The sequence below is a fragment of the Brevibacillus sp. SIMBA_040 genome, assembly GCF_046535075.1.
In the GTDB taxonomy this organism is placed as follows: Bacteria; Bacillota; Bacilli; order Brevibacillales; family Brevibacillaceae; genus Brevibacillus.
On sequence record NZ_JAWRXI010000009.1, the window covers coordinates 291,166 to 307,602 of the forward strand.

Sequence of the window (16,437 nt, forward strand, 5' to 3'; positions counted from 1 at the left end):
CGTTACAATCGTGTTGACAATAGAGACTTTGCAGCCCCTTCGTCTGTAATGAGTACATTTTGACACGATTGCTTAGCAAAGGAAAGAATCGCTTTTGCCTTACTTCTGCCCCCAGCAATAGAGAGCACGGCCTCTGCCTTGTGAACCTCTTCCAGCTGAAGCCCGATTGTAGGCATACGCTGGACAGTTTCGCCTGCTTCATTAAAGTAATAGCCAAATGCTTCTGAAATTGCCCCGCTTTTTACTAGTTCGTCTAGCTCTTTCTCGGAGTAATTTCTTCTTTTGGCCATCGTAATAGCATCGCCAATGCCGTGCAGAACGATTCTTGAATGACCGAGGAGCGATAGAACATCCTGTACCTGCGGCTCCTTCAACATAGTCTGCAAGGCTTCCGGATGTAACCGATCTGGCACGTGAAGCAGTCTGTAAGACGCTCCTGTTCGGGCTGCCATCGCAGATGCCAATGTGTTGGCCTGAAGCTCCACTCTCTCGCCCAGTCCTCCTCTTGCGGGTACAAACTGGACTGTCCTAAAAGCGGCTGATGGTGTCAGGTGACTTGCTACGCAGGCGATGGAGGAGCCTCCTGTCACTGCGACGATATCTCCCTCCTGTACAACCTGCTTCAGCACTCTAGCACCGACTCGGCCCAGCTCTTCCTTGACCCACGGTGATTCGTCTGCATCTCCCTGTACGACAATGACTTCAGCAATGCCGAGCTTTCGTTGCAGTTGTTCTGCGAGGTCAGTCAACCCGAACAGCTCGCCTACCAATGGCTCCATTTCGTCCAATACCTGCTGTCCTTCTTCACTGAGAGTCATGCCCGCGGCATTCACGTGAAGCAGCCCTGTGTCTTTGAGCAAATCCACCTCAGCTCGCAAAATTCGCTCGGTCGTGTTCATTGTCTGAGCGAGCGCCCTGCGGCCGATTGGCTGCAAATGATAAATGGAGCGCAGCAGCATGTATCTATCCCGTAAGAGCGGGATCAGGTCTGGCACTAGCTTTTGTTGTAGCTCCAGTAAATGTCGCATGAGAAAACTTCCTTAGTTGAATAAATGTTAACTTTTCGACAGGGACTTTTTTTGTCCCTGTACATACGTTTTTTGTCCCGATTTATGCAAAAAAAAGGAACAAACCTTACAACTCGAATGTATCATAACTATGTGGAACATGCAAGATCCCCCAAGCCCAAACTTGCTCGGGGGATCCCATTAGTCAGCCAAACGCTGCGCAAATTCTTCTCTTAGCTCCTCCATCGTCACGATGTGCGTGATCGAACGAAAGACGATCTCACCGTCGATCTCAACTACCGGGATGACCAGCATCATTTCCTCGTGCAATTGTGGATCGCTTTCGATATCCACCAGCTGCAGTCGGAGAGGAAACTCTTCTGCCAAAGCCTGTATCACAATCTCCACCTGATCACATAGGTGGCAGTTTTTCCGTCCGTACAATACGATTTCGAGCCTATTGTCACTCATGCCCATGTACAGTTAAAACCTCTTTCTTTTTGCGGAAGAAGGAATCATCATCTCTTCCCGATATTTTGCAACCGTGCGTCGGGAAATCTCAATTCCTTCTCCAAGCAGCATTTCTCCCAGCTTTTGATCGGACAAGGGAGATTTCCGATCCTCCTGCTCAATAAGCGCTTTGATTCTCCGCTTGACGCTCTCCGAAGATGTCGAAGCCCCGCTTGATGTAGAGAGTGCCGAGGTGAAGAAGTATTTCAGCTCAAAAATTCCCCGTGGCGTCTGTACATATTTATTGCTCGTAGCGCGACTAATCGTCGATTCATGCAAGCCGACCTGCTCGGCGATTTCCTTTTGCGTCATCGGCTTCAGATAATGGACACCGCGATCGAAAAAGTCTTGCTGCTTTTCTACGATCGCCTGCGTTACACGCATCAGGGTCATTCGCCGTTGCTCCAAGCTTTTCGCTAACCACATAGCTGCATTCAGCTTTTCGTGGATAAACTGCTTGGCTTCTTCCTGGCTTTTTTGCTGGCTTAGCATTTTTTCGTAAAAATGGTTAATTTTCAGTCGAGGAGTCGCTATATCGTTGACGAGAACGACATATTCGTTTCCTACTTTTTCAACCGTTACATCAGGGATTACATAGCGTGTCTCGGACTGGGAAAATGCCGCACCTGGTCGTGGATTGAGCGTACGAACCAAATCCGCCATCGTTTGCACGTCCTGCGGGGTGCATCCCACCTTATCCGCAATACGCTGGTAACGATTATCTGCGAGGTCCTGCAAATGGTATCGAACGACCTGCGTTATCTTTTCATCATCGAGGGCAAGATGCTCCAATTGCAAAAGCAGACATTCTTCCAAGCTGCGTGCAGCCACTCCAACCGGGTCAAAATGCTGCAAAACGGAGAGCACATCCTCGATCTCAAGCATGTCTGCTCCCAATGAAGCACTCGCTTCCTCCAGCGTGATTTCCAGATATCCCTTTTCATCCAAATTTCCGATGATAAAGAGGGCGATTTGCTTTTGTAATGGTGAAAAGCCTTTGACATACCCTAGCTGGCGTTCCAGATGTTCATACAACGAATCTGCCCCTTGCTGAACATAATCCAGAGGATTGTAAGTGCTTTCATTTTTTGCCACAGAATATTCACCCGAAGCACGATTCCCGACGATTTCTTTCCAGTCAATTTCTGGTGCTGGCTTCTCTGCTTTTGTCGATGCCACTTCACCAGCAGCTTCCAGATCAAAAACAGGGTTTTCATTCGCCTGCTCCTGCAAGTAAGAGATCAGATCTACAGCGGAATACTGCAATATGGTAATCGCTTGACGTAACTCCGGCGTCATCACTAACTTCAGCGTCTGTTCTTGATATAATCCAAGTCCCATGTTCATGAAGCTCGCCCCCTCTTCTCCCTTAATACCTCTGGTTGAATTCGCTCTTCTTTTCTATATTCTCATTATATTCGTTCTTGCTTGCAATTTTCCTGCCAATTATTGAATGAGTCAGAAAAAAGGTGCCTTACTTGCCCCTCTTATGTGATGCGCATGCATTTGTTTAGAGACAGCATAAAAAATCGACTCTATATGCGTTTTTTCATTTGCATCTACTTCTATCCTGTCATATAATAAATAAGTATCTCATCATACGCCTGTAGCTCAGTGGATAGAGCAATGGTCTCCGGAACCATGTGCGGGGGTTCGATTCCCTTCAGGCGTACCATCTGAGTAAAACCAAAAGAACTGGATGATCCCAGTTCTTTTTTTGTGCCTTTTTTCCGCTACGAACAAGCCTGCGAAGAGTTTTTGTCCCCGCAGGCTAATTTGGCTTTTGTATGACAAGCCCTATTGATCCGGCTCTTTTTTGTCTTTTTCAGGTAATGGTTTTATCGGATCAATAACGTCTGGTTTTCGGGAATATGCCTTGTTGGTCACAATGATCGTGATCCCGATAACAAAGACGAATATAATAACCACCGCGATAAAAAAGCCCGTTGTCATGATTTGTACCTCCGCCTCCCTTTGTTCCCCCCATTATAGCGTAATTTCCCAATCATTTTAATCCATGTTTCCATTTCCAATCTCCTGAGCATTAACCAGTAATTTACTATTTTAGGAAACCTGATAGGAAATCGTCTACTTTTGGCGAATAAGTACGAATTGCGTCACACTACTTCGTTTACACAAAACTACCAAGGCAGGGGACACACGATGGACAAACCCAAAACCCCTTTCTCATGGAAAAAAAAGCGATCACCCAAAAAAGGCATGGATCGTCTCATCACAGATCAGATTTTGAAAGCTTTTTTCCATTACACGACTGATACCGTCTCCATCAGTGATATGGATGGCGACATCATCCTGGTCAATCAAGCATTCGAAAATTATTATGGCTGGTCGCTTGAAGAGGTCCACTCAAAACCATCCTGCTTTATTCCAGATGATCTCATTTTAGAGACCAGGCAGCTTTTCGAGGCAGTCAGGAGCATGGGGGTTCACATTACGAATTATGAAACCATTCGTAAGCGAAAAGACGGTGAGTTGATACATGTAACCTTATCTGCCGCTCCGATCGTGAACGAAGCAGGTACCATTATAGGTTCTTCCTGCATTACTCGTGACATCACCGACCGCAAGAAAACAGAAGAAGCACTCAAAGCTACAGAGGCCAAATATCGGCTTCTGATCGACCACACTCAGGATATCGTCTCCATATACGACGATTCGTTGAAGCTCATCTACGTATCCCCTTCTATTGAGCAGCAACTCGGCTATTTACCTGAAGAGTACACTCCGCAAACCGGTTTGGATGTTCTGCACCCAGATGACAAGCCTCTACTTCTCGCCAAGCAACAAGAAATTCTTGCTACAAAAAGGCCCCTTCAGTTTGAAGCACGGGTCAAGGATAAAGACGGCAAATGGATCTCATTTGAAACACGTGGCATCCCGTTCGTAAACGACACCGGAGCTGTTCAAAATATTATGCTCGTCTCACGGAATGTCATGGAACGCAAGCACTCGGAAGCAGCATTGTTAAAAAGTGAGGAAAAGCATCGAATCATCGCAGAACACACCGATGATTTCATCATGATTACCGATATCAACGGCGATGTCGTCTACCTCTCTCCTTCTCACGAGCGCATACATGGCACCCGGAAACAATCTGGCATTGTAACGCTCATCGATGTTCATGCTGATGATCGCCCCCGTGTTGTTGAGCATTTTAAAAAGCTGCTGTCTACCAAAGAACCACAGACTTGTGAGTTCCGCTACCACTGTGTCAATGGAACAACGATTGTTCTCGAATCAAAAGGAGTCCCCATCTTTGCCCCATCCGGAGAATGTGATGGATTCATTATCGTATCCCGTGATATTACTGAAAGGCGCAATAATGAGGATTTGCTGCGAAAGACAGAAAAACTCTCTATGATTGGAGAGTTGGCTGCTGGCATCGCCCATGAAATACGAAACCCGCTCACCGCTTTGAAAGGCTTTGTCCAACTGCTTTCTCCGTCCCTGAAGGATAAAAAGATGTATGCCGATATTATGCTTTCCGAGCTGGAACGGATTAACTTTATCGTGAGCGAGCTTCTCGTTCTGGCAAAACCACAGAACGTGCATATCAGGCGCATTTCCTTGGTGGACTTACTCAATAATGTCCTAACGCTTTTGGCATCAGAGGCTAATCTAAATAATATTCATTTCCATACGTCTTTTTCCGAAGCACCTATTATTGCCGGGGAAGAAAATCAGCTCAAGCAAGTCTTCCTTAACATAATCAAAAACTCCATTGAATCCATCACTGGGCATGGTGAGATTCACGTCTCGACTCGCCCGCTTGAACCGGATCAAGTGATCGTCAGACTGGCCGACAACGGATGCGGTATATCCGAAGACATATTGCCAAGGCTGGGCGAGCCCTTTTTTACGACCAAAGAACATGGAACGGGTCTTGGACTTATGATTAGCTCCAAAATTATTAAAGATCATAACGGGAGCCTCCATATTACAAGTCGCAAAGATGAAGGGACCGTCATCGAGATAACCTTGCCGATTGCTCGTGAGTAAAATGGGTCATCCTAAAAAAGCGAGAGACAAAACGTTTATGGAGGTAGCAGATGGATTTTACTAAAATGAGCACGAGTGAGTTCGTCGCAAAGATCCACGAAGCCCAGGCAAAGGACCTCAAAAACAAGCAGCATCAAGGCTTAGGACATCCTGAGAAAAATTTGCCTACGAAGCACGGTATCCGTTAAGCAGCTAGCCCTCCCGCGAGTCCTACTCAACCGGGTGGGCTTTTTCCTAAAAAGGGAAAGCCCTGGAGAATTACATCCCCAGGGCTTGGCTTTGCTATTGTGGGTCCTGCTTGTTCAAATTACGGTCACGTTCCGACTTTTGCTTTTGGCTCTCTTGTGTCTTGCTGCTGTGACCTTGGTTGCCGCCGTTTTTGGTATTTCGGTTGTTTGACATGCGAATCCCTTCCTTCTTGATCTGGTCTTCATGCCAAACGTAGTATGTCCCAAACGGCCTTTAGGATACCCGCTTACTTCGCCTCGCCGATGTATACTTTTTGACCGTTCTCATATTTGTACACATAAACCGATGCGAACTCATTGTCACCTTTTTCGTTAAAGGTTACGTTCACGAATTTCCCTTTGAAATCTTTCGTTTTGTGAACAGCATCCAAAACTTGCTCACGGGAAGGCTTTTTGCCGCCATTTGCTTTAATCGCTTCTTCCAGACCGTTCAGCATTACACCCATGGAGTCATAACCAAACGAAGTGAAAATACCAACTTTATTTCCTGTAGAGGATTCAAAGTCCGTGATCCATTTTTTACCTTCCTCAGTCGCTCCAACGTCACCTACAGTCGATGTAAATACGACGTTGTTGGCATTTTCAGCGCCGGCAATTTTCACGAGGTCAGCGGAGTCATAGCCGTCTCCACCCATGAATACGCCTTTGAAGCCTTTTTCACGAGCTTGCTTCACGATGATACCCGCGTCGGAATAGTATCCACCGAAGTAAATCATCTCAGGCTTGGTAGCGAGAATTTGGTTGATGATGGCACTATAGTCTTTTTCCCCAGCTGTTACACCCTCGTAGCCGAGAATTTGTACACCGTCAGCTTCAAATTGCTTTTTCACTTCATCAGCCAGACCTTGGCCGTAAGCTGCCTTGTCATGCATGATGAACGCAGATTTGATGCCTAACTGGTTTTTCGCGTAAACAGCTGCCTTGGAGCCTTGCTGGTCGTCACGCGCACAAATGCGGTGAACAATTTTTTTGCCTTGCTCTGTCAGATCAGAACCGGTTGCTGATGGAGACACCATAACCAGCTTCTCTTGATCATATTGTGCAGCTGCCGTGATGGAAGCCCCTGTTGTAGCATGACCAACTACCCCTATTACATCAGCGTTGGAGATCAGCATTTGTGCTACAGCAACCCCTTGTTTCGGGTCAGCCTGGTCATCCTGAGCCAAGAGCTGCACATCAAACCCAAGCTGTTTGAATGCTTCTTGCTTTTCTTTCAGGGCATATTCTGCACCTGCTTTTGCCGTACTACCATAATCGGAGTATTGACCGGACATAGGTCCGACTACCGCAATTACCAATTTTTCGGTTGCTCCGCTTCCGCCGCCGCTTTGCGATGGAGCCGGAGTTGCACTTCCACCACCACTGTTTTGCGCAGGAGCTGTGCTCTGGCCACCGCCACAACCTGCAAGTACCGAACCCAATGCTACCGTAGCAGCTAGAATAGACAGCGTTTTCTGTTTTTTCATAGCAATAATCCCCCTCTTTATTTACGAGCAAACTATGATTCACTATCTTATTTTAAAATATTTTTGAAAATTTGCAATAGAAATAACAGGATTCGCTATCAATATTATTTCCGACCATATAATTGATTTGAAAACTCTTATTGATACTGGATCAGTAGAGACGACTCTGTACGATCAGTATGAAAAAGCAGCCACCGTATAAAATATGGCAACTGCTTTTTGGAAAATTTTATCTGCTTTTTGTGTTTTTGGGAATACGCTTTGCACGTAACGTATATGCCTCGTGCATCACTGTGGTTTTCCCTCAATGAACCAATCAAATCTCTTACGAATTGATTGGAATGGTTAGGCTGTAGGTGAGCGTTTTTGCGTCGTAGCTCACTTTAGCTCCCAGCTCTTTTGCGATGAATACGAGTGGTACGAGTACGGCACCAGTAATTGGGCGTGGTGCATTCGGTACTTGTGTTTCTTTGCCGTTCTTATAGGCAAAAGTAGTATTTTCATACATGCGTAGTCTGTATTCTGCACCCTTGGACACGAGCAACGATTTCGTCATTGTATCCCAAGCGGCGGATCCACCCAAAGCAATTGCCAACGTGCTAGCATTGACATAAGCTACTCCTTCATCCACCACAATCTCTTGTGGGAAAGGGAACTCCTTGCCATTCAGTTGAACCTTAACTTGTTGCTGTTGCACCGGCGCTGCTTGTGCAAATGCAGCTGTTGCCGCTACACTCCCTGTCAAAAGAGCAGTAGTCAACACCATTGCAGAAACCTTGCGAAGCATAAAAAACACCCCTCATTAAAATGAAATGAATACCAATTTTGTAATTTTCGACACCAATCAACTATATCCTTCTTTCTTCATCCCATTCTTTTCCTATGTAAGAGATGCGCCAATCATGCCAAACTATGTAAAAAGAGTAACTAACCTAAAAATATCCCGCGAACAAACGTTTTTGTGCACAACCTGTGGATAAGACTGTGGATAACTATATGAGGGAAGGTATGGAGATGGCAGATCAAGCGTTTTATTTGATTTACCAGGAAGCGAGTGACGAAGAGTGTCTTTTGACCATACAGCCGTACAAGGATGAGCAAGCCCTTGCGGAAGCCATTAATCAATTACAAGCAAAAGAGATTGACGAATATACGATTATTTACGGAAAAAAGCTGAAAGCCTCCCTGCGTCTAGCCGTTGAATTAAGTGACTGGGTTGAGGAATAAATCGTTTCTTTTGCAAATAGGTTTATGGAGAGACAATTTGGCAAACATGGTAGGGAGGACATGCACTTAAGTGTTTGACCTTCATTGACCTTTTGTGTATGATTAATCTTACAAAGAGAGGAGGAAGACTAGATGCACATGAACTTGATTCCAACCGTCATTGAACAGACCAACCGCGGTGAACGTGCTTATGATATCTACTCGCGTCTGCTCAAGGACCGCATCATCTTTCTGGGAACCCCAATCAACGACACCGTAGCCAACATTGTTGTGGCACAGTTGTTGTTCCTTCAGGCGGAAGATCCGGAGAAAGACATTCATCTGTACATTAATAGCCCAGGTGGTTCAATTACTGCCGGTATGGCGATTTACGATACAATGCACTTTATTAAGCCAGATGTCTCCACGATTTGTATCGGAATGGCTGCCTCCATGGGTGCTTTCTTGCTCGCTGCTGGGGCAAAAGGCAAGCGCTTTGCATTGCCTAACAGCGAAGTGATGATCCACCAACCACTCGGTGGCGCTCAAGGTCAAGCAAGCGACATTGAAATCGCTGCAAAACGTATTTTGAAGATGCGTGATCACTTGAATACGATCCTGGCAGAACGCACTGGGCAGCCATTGGAGCGCATTCAAAAGGATACCGACCGCGACAACTTCCTCTCTGCAGCTGAAGCCGTAGAGTACGGACTGATTGACAAAGTCATCACTTCTGAGCCTTCTTCGAAGAAGTAACCAGGCTGATGAAAAAAGAGGAAACACCCGACTGATTGTAGCCGGGTGTTTCTTTTTATGCTTCTTCCAACTGACTGATGGCGACGAATTCACTCTGAGCAGGATTTCTTTCTGTATGAACACGTGCAGTCGCCGTGCTTTCATCGACGTCATCTATCCATACTGACTTTCCTTGGTATGTCACCTGAATCTTTTCTTTTGAACGGACAATCTCCTGTACTCTAGCTACATCCACTAGCTGTCCCTCCTGCTATCGTTTAGTCGTCCAAAGCTTGCTTGGCAGCTGTAGCTCCTGTCATCGTATCCACGCTTGTCTCTTCAATCAGACCGTTCTGGTCAGAGACGATGCCCCCGCCCAAGCCTTCATTGATCATGCGGTCGATGTCCATATCATAAGCATCACGACCTTCATGCTTGGCATCACGATTGCTCATTGTTTTCCCCTCCTTTTTTGTGCATTACAATCATTAGCAATGCCCTGACGACAGGTAAAAAATGTGTGAAACCACAAAAAAGACACCTCCCCTAAGAGAAAGTGTCCTGTGAATAACTTTTTCTAGTCTTCCTTGCTAACCAGATTTACGAGGCTTGTAACTGCCTGAGAGGCATCTGGCCCTTCTGCTAAAATGGTAATTTCCGTTCCCGAACTGATCGCGAGGCTCATGATACCCATAATGCTCTTCGCATTTACCTTTTTGTTTTCTTTTTCAACGAATACTTCCGATGCAAAACGGTTGGCCTCTTGTACGAAAAATGCCGCCGGACGCGCTTGCAAACCGGTTTTTAATGCCACCACAACCTGCTGTTGAACCATGAAAGGACCTCCTTACGCCATAGACTATTATCCATTAGTATATCATGCATCTAGATCGAAATATTTTGTTTTTCTCGTAATTTGTCAGCGATTTCGTTTATTTTTCGCAAGCGGTGGTTAATCCCAGATTTGCTAACTACCCCACTCGGCACCATTTCCCCCAATTCTTTCAAATTGATATCGGGATGAGCTAGTCGTAATTCGGCTACTTCACGCAGACGTTTCGGTAAATTCTCCAATCCTACCTCGTTGTCGATCAGCTGGATATTTTCCATTTGCCTGGTGGCAGCGTTTACCGTTTTATTAATATTAGCGATTTCGCAATTATGTAAACGGTTTACGGAGTTACGCATATCTTTGACGATTCGTACATCCTCAAAATACAGGAGTGCCTGGTGCGCCCCAATCAGGCTCAAAAACTCTGTGATTTTCTCGCCTTCTTTAATATAGAGAACATACCCTTTTTTCCGCTCGATGCACTTGGCATTTAGTTTATACCGATTAGCGATCTTGGTCAATGCTTCGCAAAAATCTTGATAGGAAGTGAATATTTCCAAATGATAGCTGGAAGCCTCCGGATGATTAACGGAACCTCCAGCCAAAAAAGCACCACGCAAATAAGCAGCTCTGCAGCAAGACTTTTTCACGATCTCAGGCGCGATACCTGGAATAAAGGACAGGCTGTTATCCATGATGCCTAGCTCCTGCAAAATTTCGTTTGCTTTATTTGGTATCCGTACAATATAAACGTTGTTTTTCTTGAGCCGCATTTTTTTACGAACGAGCAGTTCTGCGTGGATTTGGAACATTTTCTTGATCAATGTGTAAATACGTCTGGCAATCGCCGCGTTTTCCGTTGTTACATCCAACACCAGTCGTCCGGCTCCAAACTGCAGACTGCCATTCATGCGGATCAATGCCGACAGTTCCGCCATGCTACAGCAATCTCCGCCCTCCTGCATGGTCAATTCTTTTTTGGTATGCGCGGCGAATGACATCGTCTTTCACTCCTTCTCCAACTTCAGCACCTTCCGCCTGCGCTTGACCAGTGAAACAACCTGTTTGCTTACTGCATGCGCATCGTGCCTTAGGTAACCGTCCTCAAATGTGACCAGCGGCTTTGCGACAATGTGCAAGCCCAGTTGACGCAATTGCTTCAAATCACATGGGACAGGAGCTGCTCCCTTCTCTGCATACTTCTCCAGTACATGATTCGGCAGCTCTGCTGAATTGACAATGATCGTATCTAAGAATGGTTCATTCACATGTTCATACATCACATTCACATGCCGGGAAGCGGTAAAGCCATCTGTTTCTCCTGGCTGTGTCATGACGTTACAAATGTAGATCTTCGGCGCTGATGAGCGTTTGATTGCAGCAAACAAGCCACGCACTAACAGATTAGGTAGGATGCTTGTGTACAAGCTGCCTGGTCCTATCAATATCGCGTCTGCTTCAGCAATCGCCAGCAACGCTTCGCTCAGTGGTACTGCATCCTCAGGATCGAGGAATACACGCTTGATTTCCTTACCTGTGAGCGGTATTTGGGACTCTCCCACAACGAGAGATCCATCTGTCATTTCCGCTTTCAAACGAATCGATTGAGTAGAAGCAGGCAGCACATCCCCTCGGACAGCTAATACCCCACTCAACGTTTTGACTGCGGTGACAAAATCTCCTGTAATTTCATTCATTGCTGCAAGTAGTAGATTTCCCAAATTATGCCCGGCTAATCCCGTGCCTGTGGAAAAACGATATTGCATCACTTTTTCCATCAACGGCTCCGTATCGGCCAAAGCAGTCAACACATTTCGTATGTCGCCTGGCGGGAGCATATCCATCTCTTCACGCAAACGACCGGAGCTTCCCCCGTCATCTGCGACCGTCACAATGGCGGTTATATGCACCGGCTCGTGCTTGAGTCCACGGAGCAGGACAGACAGACCCGTTCCTCCCCCAATTACGACAATACGTAATTGCCTTGGCTGCAGCCTCCCCATTCCCTTAGTCGGCATATGTCACCTCGTTATCCCCTGATACACGTAATAGGTGGCCCGATCTGATACGATAACGTACGTTTTCTTCCTGCCATCCTATGCTTACTTGTTCTTTTCCATGTCTCTGTGACTGACACGTATCGAAAAATCTTTTCCAAAGGTTTGTCCCAGATGTTCTGCGATTGCTACTGAACGGTGCTTACCTCCTGTGCAGCCAATTCCAATCACCAGCTGGCTTTTTCCCTCACGCTGATAGTGAGGCAAGGTATACGCTAAAAAGTCAGTCAGCTTTTCTATAAACTCTTTGGTTTCCTTATGTTCCATTACGTATTCCGCCACTTCCGGGTCACACCCAGTTCTTGGGCGCAGCTCCTCTACATAATGCGGATTTGGTAAGAATCGGACATCAAACATCAGATCAGCATCAATCGGTGTACCGTACTTGAAGCCAAACGACAATACATTAATCGTAAGTGGAGATCCATGTTGTCCGTATTGGCTGATGATTTTTTCACGTAGCTGTATCGGCTTCATTTGACTTGTATCAATAATCTGGTGCGCCCATCCCTTCATTTCCTGCAACAAGCGGCGCTCTGCATGAATCCCTTCAAGTGGTGAACCATTAGGTGAAAGCGGATGGCGACGACGCGTTTCTTTGTATCGGGAAACCAGAGTTTGATCACTCGCATCCAGATACAAGATGTGAAAGGAAAGTCCATTCATCTGGTTCAGGCTTTCGATTGTTACGGACAGACTTTCAAAAAACTCTCGCCCCCGCAAATCTATAACCAATGCGACCCGCTCAATACTCCCACCAGACTGTTGTACCAGTTCTGCAAATTTAGGAATTAACACTGGCGGCAAGTTATCTACACAAAAATAACCCAAGTCCTCCAAGCTCTGCACAGCAACTGTTTTTCCCGCACCTGACATTCCGGTAATAATCAGGAGATTAATGGCCTTGTCGTTTCCCAATTCCGTCACGCAACTCGCCTCCTATGATTCTGTCAATAGCATACCATATTGACTGCCCTATTCGCATCCTTTTGCGAACGTCCCCACTGTTTACCTACACCTGCACCTACTGTGTACAAGCAATTTTGGACAAAAAAAGATGCGCGACTGAGATCCCAGCCACGCAACAAAGTTTATATAGATAAGGGGGTCAATTCATTGTCTTTATCTTACCCTTGAAATGTTTCAACCATGTTACAAGCAAATTAAGAGATTGTGACATTTTGTTCTTTTAGCTGTTCATCCAGCGCTTCTACGAAGTGCTGTGCGGATTGGGCTGCAATCGAACCGTCTCCTGTTGCTGTCACAACCTGACGCAGCAATTTCTCACGCACGTCACCAGCTGCGAATACACCTTTTACTTTGGTGTACATTTTTTCATCCGTCAAAACGTACCCTGCATCGTTCGTAATCCCCAGTGGGCGTACGCTCTCAGTCAACGGGTCCATACCTACGTAGATGAATACGCCGTCAGTAGAAAGATCGCTTTGCTCACCAGTTTTCGTGTTTTCGAGCAAGACGGATTGTACTTTGCCTTCACCACGAATTTCTTTCACTGCAGAATCCCAGATCACTTCGATCTTTTCGTTTTCAAAAGCGCGTTTTTGCAAGATCTTTTGTGCGCGGAACTGATCACGACGGTGAACGATTGTTACTTTGGAAGCGAAGCGAGTCAAGAATACAGCTTCCTCTACCGCAGAGTCACCACCACCTACAACAACCAGCTCTTTGTTGCGGAAAAAGGCTCCGTCACATACTGCGCAGTAAGAAACACCGCGGCCAGATAGTTCTTTTTCACCTGGGGCACCTAATAGACGGTGTTCTGCACCTGTAGCTACGATGACTGATTTGGTCAGGTACTCTTTATCTCCTGTAATGACGCGCTTGTATGGCTCCTCATCACGAATTTCTTTGATTTCGCCATATGCGTACTCAGCACCGAATTGCTGTGCGTGCTCAAACATTTTTGTAGACAAATCCGGTCCAAGAATAGAACCGAAGCCCGGATAGTTTTCAATCTCTTCCGTATTGGCCATTTGACCACCAGGAATTCCTCTTTCGAGCATCAGTGTGCTCATATTCGCACGAGACGTGTATACAGCAGCCGTCATCCCTGCAGGACCTGCTCCGGCGATAATCACATCGTAAATTTTTTGATCGCTCATATCTATTGCCTCCTCCTCTAACACGGTTTCTCTATCCTTGTTTAAACTAATTATAATGTAATAATCTATTTAAAATCAAGTGTCGACAATACTTTGACGCACTTTGCCACAGTAGTGACAGAGATTCCGTATTTTTTTGCCAGATACGCTTGCGATTTTTTTTCTTGCTTTACAGTTCCGTATACATATTCTAATGCAGCGACCCACGCTACTGCTTTCCGCACTTGTACATGATTTTGAGCATGCTCATGATATTGGTTCCAGAAGCGCAGGCACCATTCTCCGGCTTCTTTTTGTCCGTCCTCCAGCAAAAAGTGGCGAATCGCTTCTTCTACACTGTCCTCGAGATGTACTTCGGCGATTGGGTACTCGGTGTGGTCAGGAGCTTCGGCAGGCATGGCTGCTCCCATGTCCGAAAGTGCCAGCAGTGCCAGCTTTTGCAGCTGCTGATTGTCGGTCTGGTAATAAAACTGGCGGACTGCTGTTTCTGCTTCGTCATCACCAATGAGCGACAACGTTTGCAGAACCGCAAATTTCACTTCGTCACGCCCATGCTGCAAGGCCCAAAGCAGGGATGCCCGAATCATCGGATCGCTTTTAAAGTCTTGAACACCGTTGAACGAAGCTTGTTCCCAAGAAACATCTTTTTGTGGCGGATTGTATTGATAGGGGATCGGTTTTATAGTCTCCCCTTCTTGTTCGTTTTTTACCATTTGAATGTACTGATCAGCGATCCCGGCTTCCGGGTCCATTTGCTTGGCTTTTTGCCACCAACGGAGAGCCTGATCCTTACGTCCACTCAAATAAGCAGAGATGGCGGCATAGTGGTATGTGCACGCCTCCTGTGGCTGTCCTGAGCGCAGCAAACGCTGATAATGGAAGTACGCCTCGTCGTGCTGTCCGAGCACGCCCATCGTCGTCGCAAGCTTGTAGGTGTTTTCCGGATGAAATGGAACCACTTTTTTGAGCATGTCCATCAGCGTAAGCAGCTCTCCTGCTTCATTATGATGCGACAGCAGAACGGCCAAATTGCACAGGGCATGCAGGTTTCCGTTTTCCATGTCCAGCGTCTGCTCAATGGTGTCCATCGCTTTTTGAAAATCACCAACATAATAGTAGGCAAGGGACAGATTGTTCCAAGCCGGCAAGAAGTCCGGATCAGCCTCAACAATTTCTTTCAAAATGTCTAGTGCCTCCAGGAACCGCCCTTCTTCCAGGCTGCGTCTTGCACGCTCGTGCTTGCTGTAGACGTCTTCTTTGTCACTCGGAAGAAAATGACGCGGGGGCATGTCCAGCTCGAAATAAATGTAATCAAGGAGCTCCTCTGCCTCTTCACGGTACGGACCCGTACTATCTTCCTGTAAATAGCGAATAGCCAGCTCTTCTGCCATTTGGAAGTCTTCCAGATTCGCATAATTATTGGCCATATAGAAGTAGACTTCCGTCATGGACGTATCCCATTTTTCGATAACCTCATAGAGAACATCATTCGATGCTTCAAACTGTCCTGCTTCGGCGAGCGCACTCGCTAAATGACAATGGCACTCGGCACTTGCAGGTGCAAGCTCAATCGCTCTGCGAAAAGATCGCAATGCTTTTTCATAGTCGTATCGATTTAAAAACCGCATTCCACGGTCTACAAAAAAATCGGCATCTTGCTTAAAGTCAACGACAGTCGTTTTTTTCAAAATACTTTTGTTATGTTTCATAAAACCTCCAACATCGTAGGAGCAGCACTCCAAGTATCGTACCAGAAGCACTGCTACCCTACAAGCTGACCCGTCTATTAAAGTGTTTTGTGGCAAAAAGCAGGAAAACACCACTGGCACATAGCAAGTGGTGTTTGCGAACTAATAATGGAGCGGACGAAGGGTCTCGAACCCTCGACCTTCGCCTTGGCAAGGCGACGCTCTACCAATTGAGCTACGTCCGCATATCTTATCATATTTTTTCTTTTAACTTGCTTGTAAAAACTGGTGAGCCATGAAGGACTCGAACCTTCGACCCTCTGATTAAAAGTCAGATGCTCTACCAACTGAGCTAATGGCTCGTACATGGTGGCTCGGGACGGAATCGAACCGCCGACACGAGGATTTTCAGTCCTCTGCTCTACCGACTGAGCTACCGAGCCAAAGACATACTTTTCCCCACCAATTAAATGGCGGAGCTGACGGGACTCGAACCCGCGACCTCCGGTGTGACAGACCGGCGTGAACTCCAACTTCACCACAGC

The 16,437-nt window shown here is 46.3% G+C and carries 18 protein-coding genes and 4 tRNA genes; 5 read left to right on the top strand and 17 right to left on the bottom strand.

From position 1 onward, the window contains the following. Positions 1–2: 2 nt before the first annotated feature. The 3 genes from SB752_RS17500 to rpoN all read right to left on the bottom strand — a co-directional run bounded on the left by SB752_RS17500 (position 3) and on the right by rpoN (position 2,864). Complete coding sequence (locus tag SB752_RS17500) at positions 3–1,028, bottom strand: sugar-binding transcriptional regulator (protein WP_410716890.1); 1,026 nt, start codon at positions 1,026–1,028, stop codon at positions 3–5. A 180-nt stretch (positions 1,029–1,208) separates the two neighbouring features. Next, positions 1,209–1,478 (bottom strand): glutaredoxin family protein, encoded by a 270-nt coding sequence (locus SB752_RS17505; RefSeq protein ID WP_410716915.1) that lies wholly within the window; start codon positions 1,476–1,478, stop codon positions 1,209–1,211. 12 nt (positions 1,479–1,490) lie between these two features. Beyond that, positions 1,491–2,864 carry an RNA polymerase factor sigma-54 gene (rpoN, locus tag SB752_RS17510; protein ID WP_410716891.1) on the bottom strand — a complete coding sequence of 458 codons (1,374 nt, stop codon included), beginning with the start codon at positions 2,862–2,864 and terminating at the stop codon, positions 1,491–1,493. A gap of 253 nt (positions 2,865–3,117) precedes the next feature. Between rpoN and SB752_RS17515 the strand changes: the two genes are divergently transcribed. Then, positions 3,118–3,192, top strand: a tRNA-Arg gene (locus tag SB752_RS17515). 122 nt (positions 3,193–3,314) lie between these two features. On the opposite strand, the gene SB752_RS17520 is transcribed toward SB752_RS17515, so the two are convergent. Next, positions 3,315–3,470, bottom strand: coding sequence for a hypothetical protein (locus SB752_RS17520; protein ID WP_164684972.1), 156 nt, complete (start codon positions 3,468–3,470; stop codon positions 3,315–3,317). Between the two features lie 210 nt (positions 3,471–3,680). Between SB752_RS17520 and SB752_RS17525 the strand changes: the two genes are divergently transcribed. Then, on the top strand, positions 3,681–5,537 hold the full coding sequence (locus SB752_RS17525) for a PAS domain S-box protein (protein ID WP_410716892.1): 1,857 nt from the start codon (positions 3,681–3,683) through the stop codon (positions 5,535–5,537). 50 nt (positions 5,538–5,587) lie between these two features. Further along, positions 5,588–5,725 (top strand): DUF4023 domain-containing protein, encoded by a 138-nt coding sequence (locus SB752_RS17530; RefSeq protein WP_084766116.1) that lies wholly within the window; start codon positions 5,588–5,590, stop codon positions 5,723–5,725. A gap of 287 nt (positions 5,726–6,012) precedes the next feature. Here SB752_RS17530 and SB752_RS17535 read toward each other — a convergent pair whose 3' ends face one another. Together SB752_RS17535 and SB752_RS17540 are read right to left on the bottom strand one after the other, a co-directional pair. After that, positions 6,013–7,251 carry a branched-chain amino acid ABC transporter substrate-binding protein gene (locus SB752_RS17535; protein ID WP_410716893.1) on the bottom strand — a complete coding sequence of 413 codons (1,239 nt, stop codon included), beginning with the start codon at positions 7,249–7,251 and terminating at the stop codon, positions 6,013–6,015. 325 nt (positions 7,252–7,576) lie between these two features. Next, positions 7,577–8,038 (bottom strand): copper amine oxidase N-terminal domain-containing protein, encoded by a 462-nt coding sequence (locus tag SB752_RS17540; RefSeq protein WP_410716894.1) that lies wholly within the window; start codon positions 8,036–8,038, stop codon positions 7,577–7,579. A gap of 227 nt (positions 8,039–8,265) precedes the next feature. On the opposite strand from SB752_RS17540, the gene SB752_RS17545 reads away from it, so the two are divergent. Next, positions 8,266–8,478 (top strand): hypothetical protein, encoded by a 213-nt coding sequence (locus SB752_RS17545; RefSeq protein ID WP_410716895.1) that lies wholly within the window; start codon positions 8,266–8,268, stop codon positions 8,476–8,478. A gap of 132 nt (positions 8,479–8,610) precedes the next feature. Continuing rightward, positions 8,611–9,213 carry an ATP-dependent Clp endopeptidase proteolytic subunit ClpP gene (gene clpP / locus SB752_RS17550; RefSeq protein WP_007720441.1) on the top strand — a complete coding sequence of 201 codons (603 nt, stop codon included), beginning with the start codon at positions 8,611–8,613 and terminating at the stop codon, positions 9,211–9,213. A 55-nt stretch (positions 9,214–9,268) separates the two neighbouring features. On the opposite strand, the gene SB752_RS17555 is transcribed toward clpP, so the two are convergent. From SB752_RS17555 to SB752_RS17605, 11 genes are all read right to left on the bottom strand, one after another. After that, on the bottom strand, positions 9,269–9,448 hold the full coding sequence (locus tag SB752_RS17555; RefSeq protein ID WP_410716896.1) for an H-type small acid-soluble spore protein: 180 nt from the start codon (positions 9,446–9,448) through the stop codon (positions 9,269–9,271). 22 nt (positions 9,449–9,470) lie between these two features. Then, on the bottom strand, positions 9,471–9,647 hold the full coding sequence (locus tag SB752_RS17560; protein ID WP_410716897.1) for a hypothetical protein: 177 nt from the start codon (positions 9,645–9,647) through the stop codon (positions 9,471–9,473). A gap of 122 nt (positions 9,648–9,769) precedes the next feature. Then, positions 9,770–10,027 (bottom strand): HPr family phosphocarrier protein, encoded by a 258-nt coding sequence (locus SB752_RS17565; protein ID WP_213026053.1) that lies wholly within the window; start codon positions 10,025–10,027, stop codon positions 9,770–9,772. A 50-nt stretch (positions 10,028–10,077) separates the two neighbouring features. Continuing rightward, entirely contained in the window at positions 10,078–11,025 is a 948-nt protein-coding gene (whiA, locus tag SB752_RS17570) for a DNA-binding protein WhiA (protein WP_103109632.1), read from the bottom strand. A gap of 6 nt (positions 11,026–11,031) precedes the next feature. Beyond that, complete coding sequence (locus SB752_RS17575) at positions 11,032–12,042, bottom strand: gluconeogenesis factor YvcK family protein (protein WP_410716898.1); 1,011 nt, start codon at positions 12,040–12,042, stop codon at positions 11,032–11,034. An 84-nt stretch (positions 12,043–12,126) separates the two neighbouring features. Further along, entirely contained in the window at positions 12,127–13,008 is an 882-nt protein-coding gene (gene rapZ, locus SB752_RS17580) for an RNase adapter RapZ (RefSeq protein ID WP_410716899.1), read from the bottom strand. A 236-nt stretch (positions 13,009–13,244) separates the two neighbouring features. Further along, positions 13,245–14,204 carry a thioredoxin-disulfide reductase gene (gene trxB, locus SB752_RS17585; protein WP_410716900.1) on the bottom strand — a complete coding sequence of 320 codons (960 nt, stop codon included), beginning with the start codon at positions 14,202–14,204 and terminating at the stop codon, positions 13,245–13,247. A 65-nt stretch (positions 14,205–14,269) separates the two neighbouring features. Next, positions 14,270–15,913: a tetratricopeptide repeat protein gene (locus SB752_RS17590; protein ID WP_410716901.1), complete on the bottom strand. Its 1,644-nt coding sequence runs from the start codon at positions 15,911–15,913 to the stop codon at positions 14,270–14,272. Between the two features lie 148 nt (positions 15,914–16,061). Further along, positions 16,062–16,137 (bottom strand) — tRNA-Gly (locus SB752_RS17595). Between the two features lie 41 nt (positions 16,138–16,178). Continuing rightward, positions 16,179–16,254, bottom strand: a tRNA-Lys gene (locus SB752_RS17600). 5 nt (positions 16,255–16,259) lie between these two features. Then, positions 16,260–16,335 (bottom strand) — tRNA-Phe (locus SB752_RS17605). Positions 16,336–16,437: the final 102 nt, after the last annotated feature.

Bases quoted from the DNA above. Each gene is read 5' to 3' on its own strand.
- SB752_RS17500 (WP_410716890.1), bottom strand. From the start codon at position 1,028: ATGCGACATTTACTGGAGCTACAACAAAAGCTAGTGCCAGACCTGATC.
- SB752_RS17505 (WP_410716915.1), bottom strand. From the start codon at position 1,478: ATGAGTGACAATAGGCTCGAAATCGTATTGTACGGACGGAAAAACTGC.
- SB752_RS17540 (WP_410716894.1), bottom strand. From the start codon at position 8,038: ATGCTTCGCAAGGTTTCTGCAATGGTGTTGACTACTGCTCTTTTGACA.
- whiA (WP_103109632.1), bottom strand. From the start codon at position 11,025: ATGTCATTCGCCGCGCATACCAAAAAAGAATTGACCATGCAGGAGGGC.
- trxB (WP_410716900.1), bottom strand. From the start codon at position 14,204: ATGAGCGATCAAAAAATTTACGATGTGATTATCGCCGGAGCAGGTCCT.
- clpP (WP_007720441.1), top strand. From the start codon at position 8,611: ATGCACATGAACTTGATTCCAACCGTCATTGAACAGACCAACCGCGGT.
- SB752_RS17530 (WP_084766116.1), top strand. From the start codon at position 5,588: ATGGATTTTACTAAAATGAGCACGAGTGAGTTCGTCGCAAAGATCCAC.
- SB752_RS17525 (WP_410716892.1), top strand. From the start codon at position 3,681: ATGGACAAACCCAAAACCCCTTTCTCATGGAAAAAAAAGCGATCACCC.
- rpoN (WP_410716891.1), bottom strand. From the start codon at position 2,864: ATGAACATGGGACTTGGATTATATCAAGAACAGACGCTGAAGTTAGTG.
- SB752_RS17520 (WP_164684972.1), bottom strand. From the start codon at position 3,470: ATGACAACGGGCTTTTTTATCGCGGTGGTTATTATATTCGTCTTTGTT.
- SB752_RS17560 (WP_410716897.1), bottom strand. From the start codon at position 9,647: ATGAGCAATCGTGATGCCAAGCATGAAGGTCGTGATGCTTATGATATG.
- SB752_RS17590 (WP_410716901.1), bottom strand. From the start codon at position 15,913: ATGAAACATAACAAAAGTATTTTGAAAAAAACGACTGTCGTTGACTTT.
- SB752_RS17535 (WP_410716893.1), bottom strand. From the start codon at position 7,251: ATGAAAAAACAGAAAACGCTGTCTATTCTAGCTGCTACGGTAGCATTG.
- SB752_RS17565 (WP_213026053.1), bottom strand. From the start codon at position 10,027: ATGGTTCAACAGCAGGTTGTGGTGGCATTAAAAACCGGTTTGCAAGCG.
- SB752_RS17575 (WP_410716898.1), bottom strand. From the start codon at position 12,042: ATGCCGACTAAGGGAATGGGGAGGCTGCAGCCAAGGCAATTACGTATT.
- SB752_RS17545 (WP_410716895.1), top strand. From the start codon at position 8,266: ATGGCAGATCAAGCGTTTTATTTGATTTACCAGGAAGCGAGTGACGAA.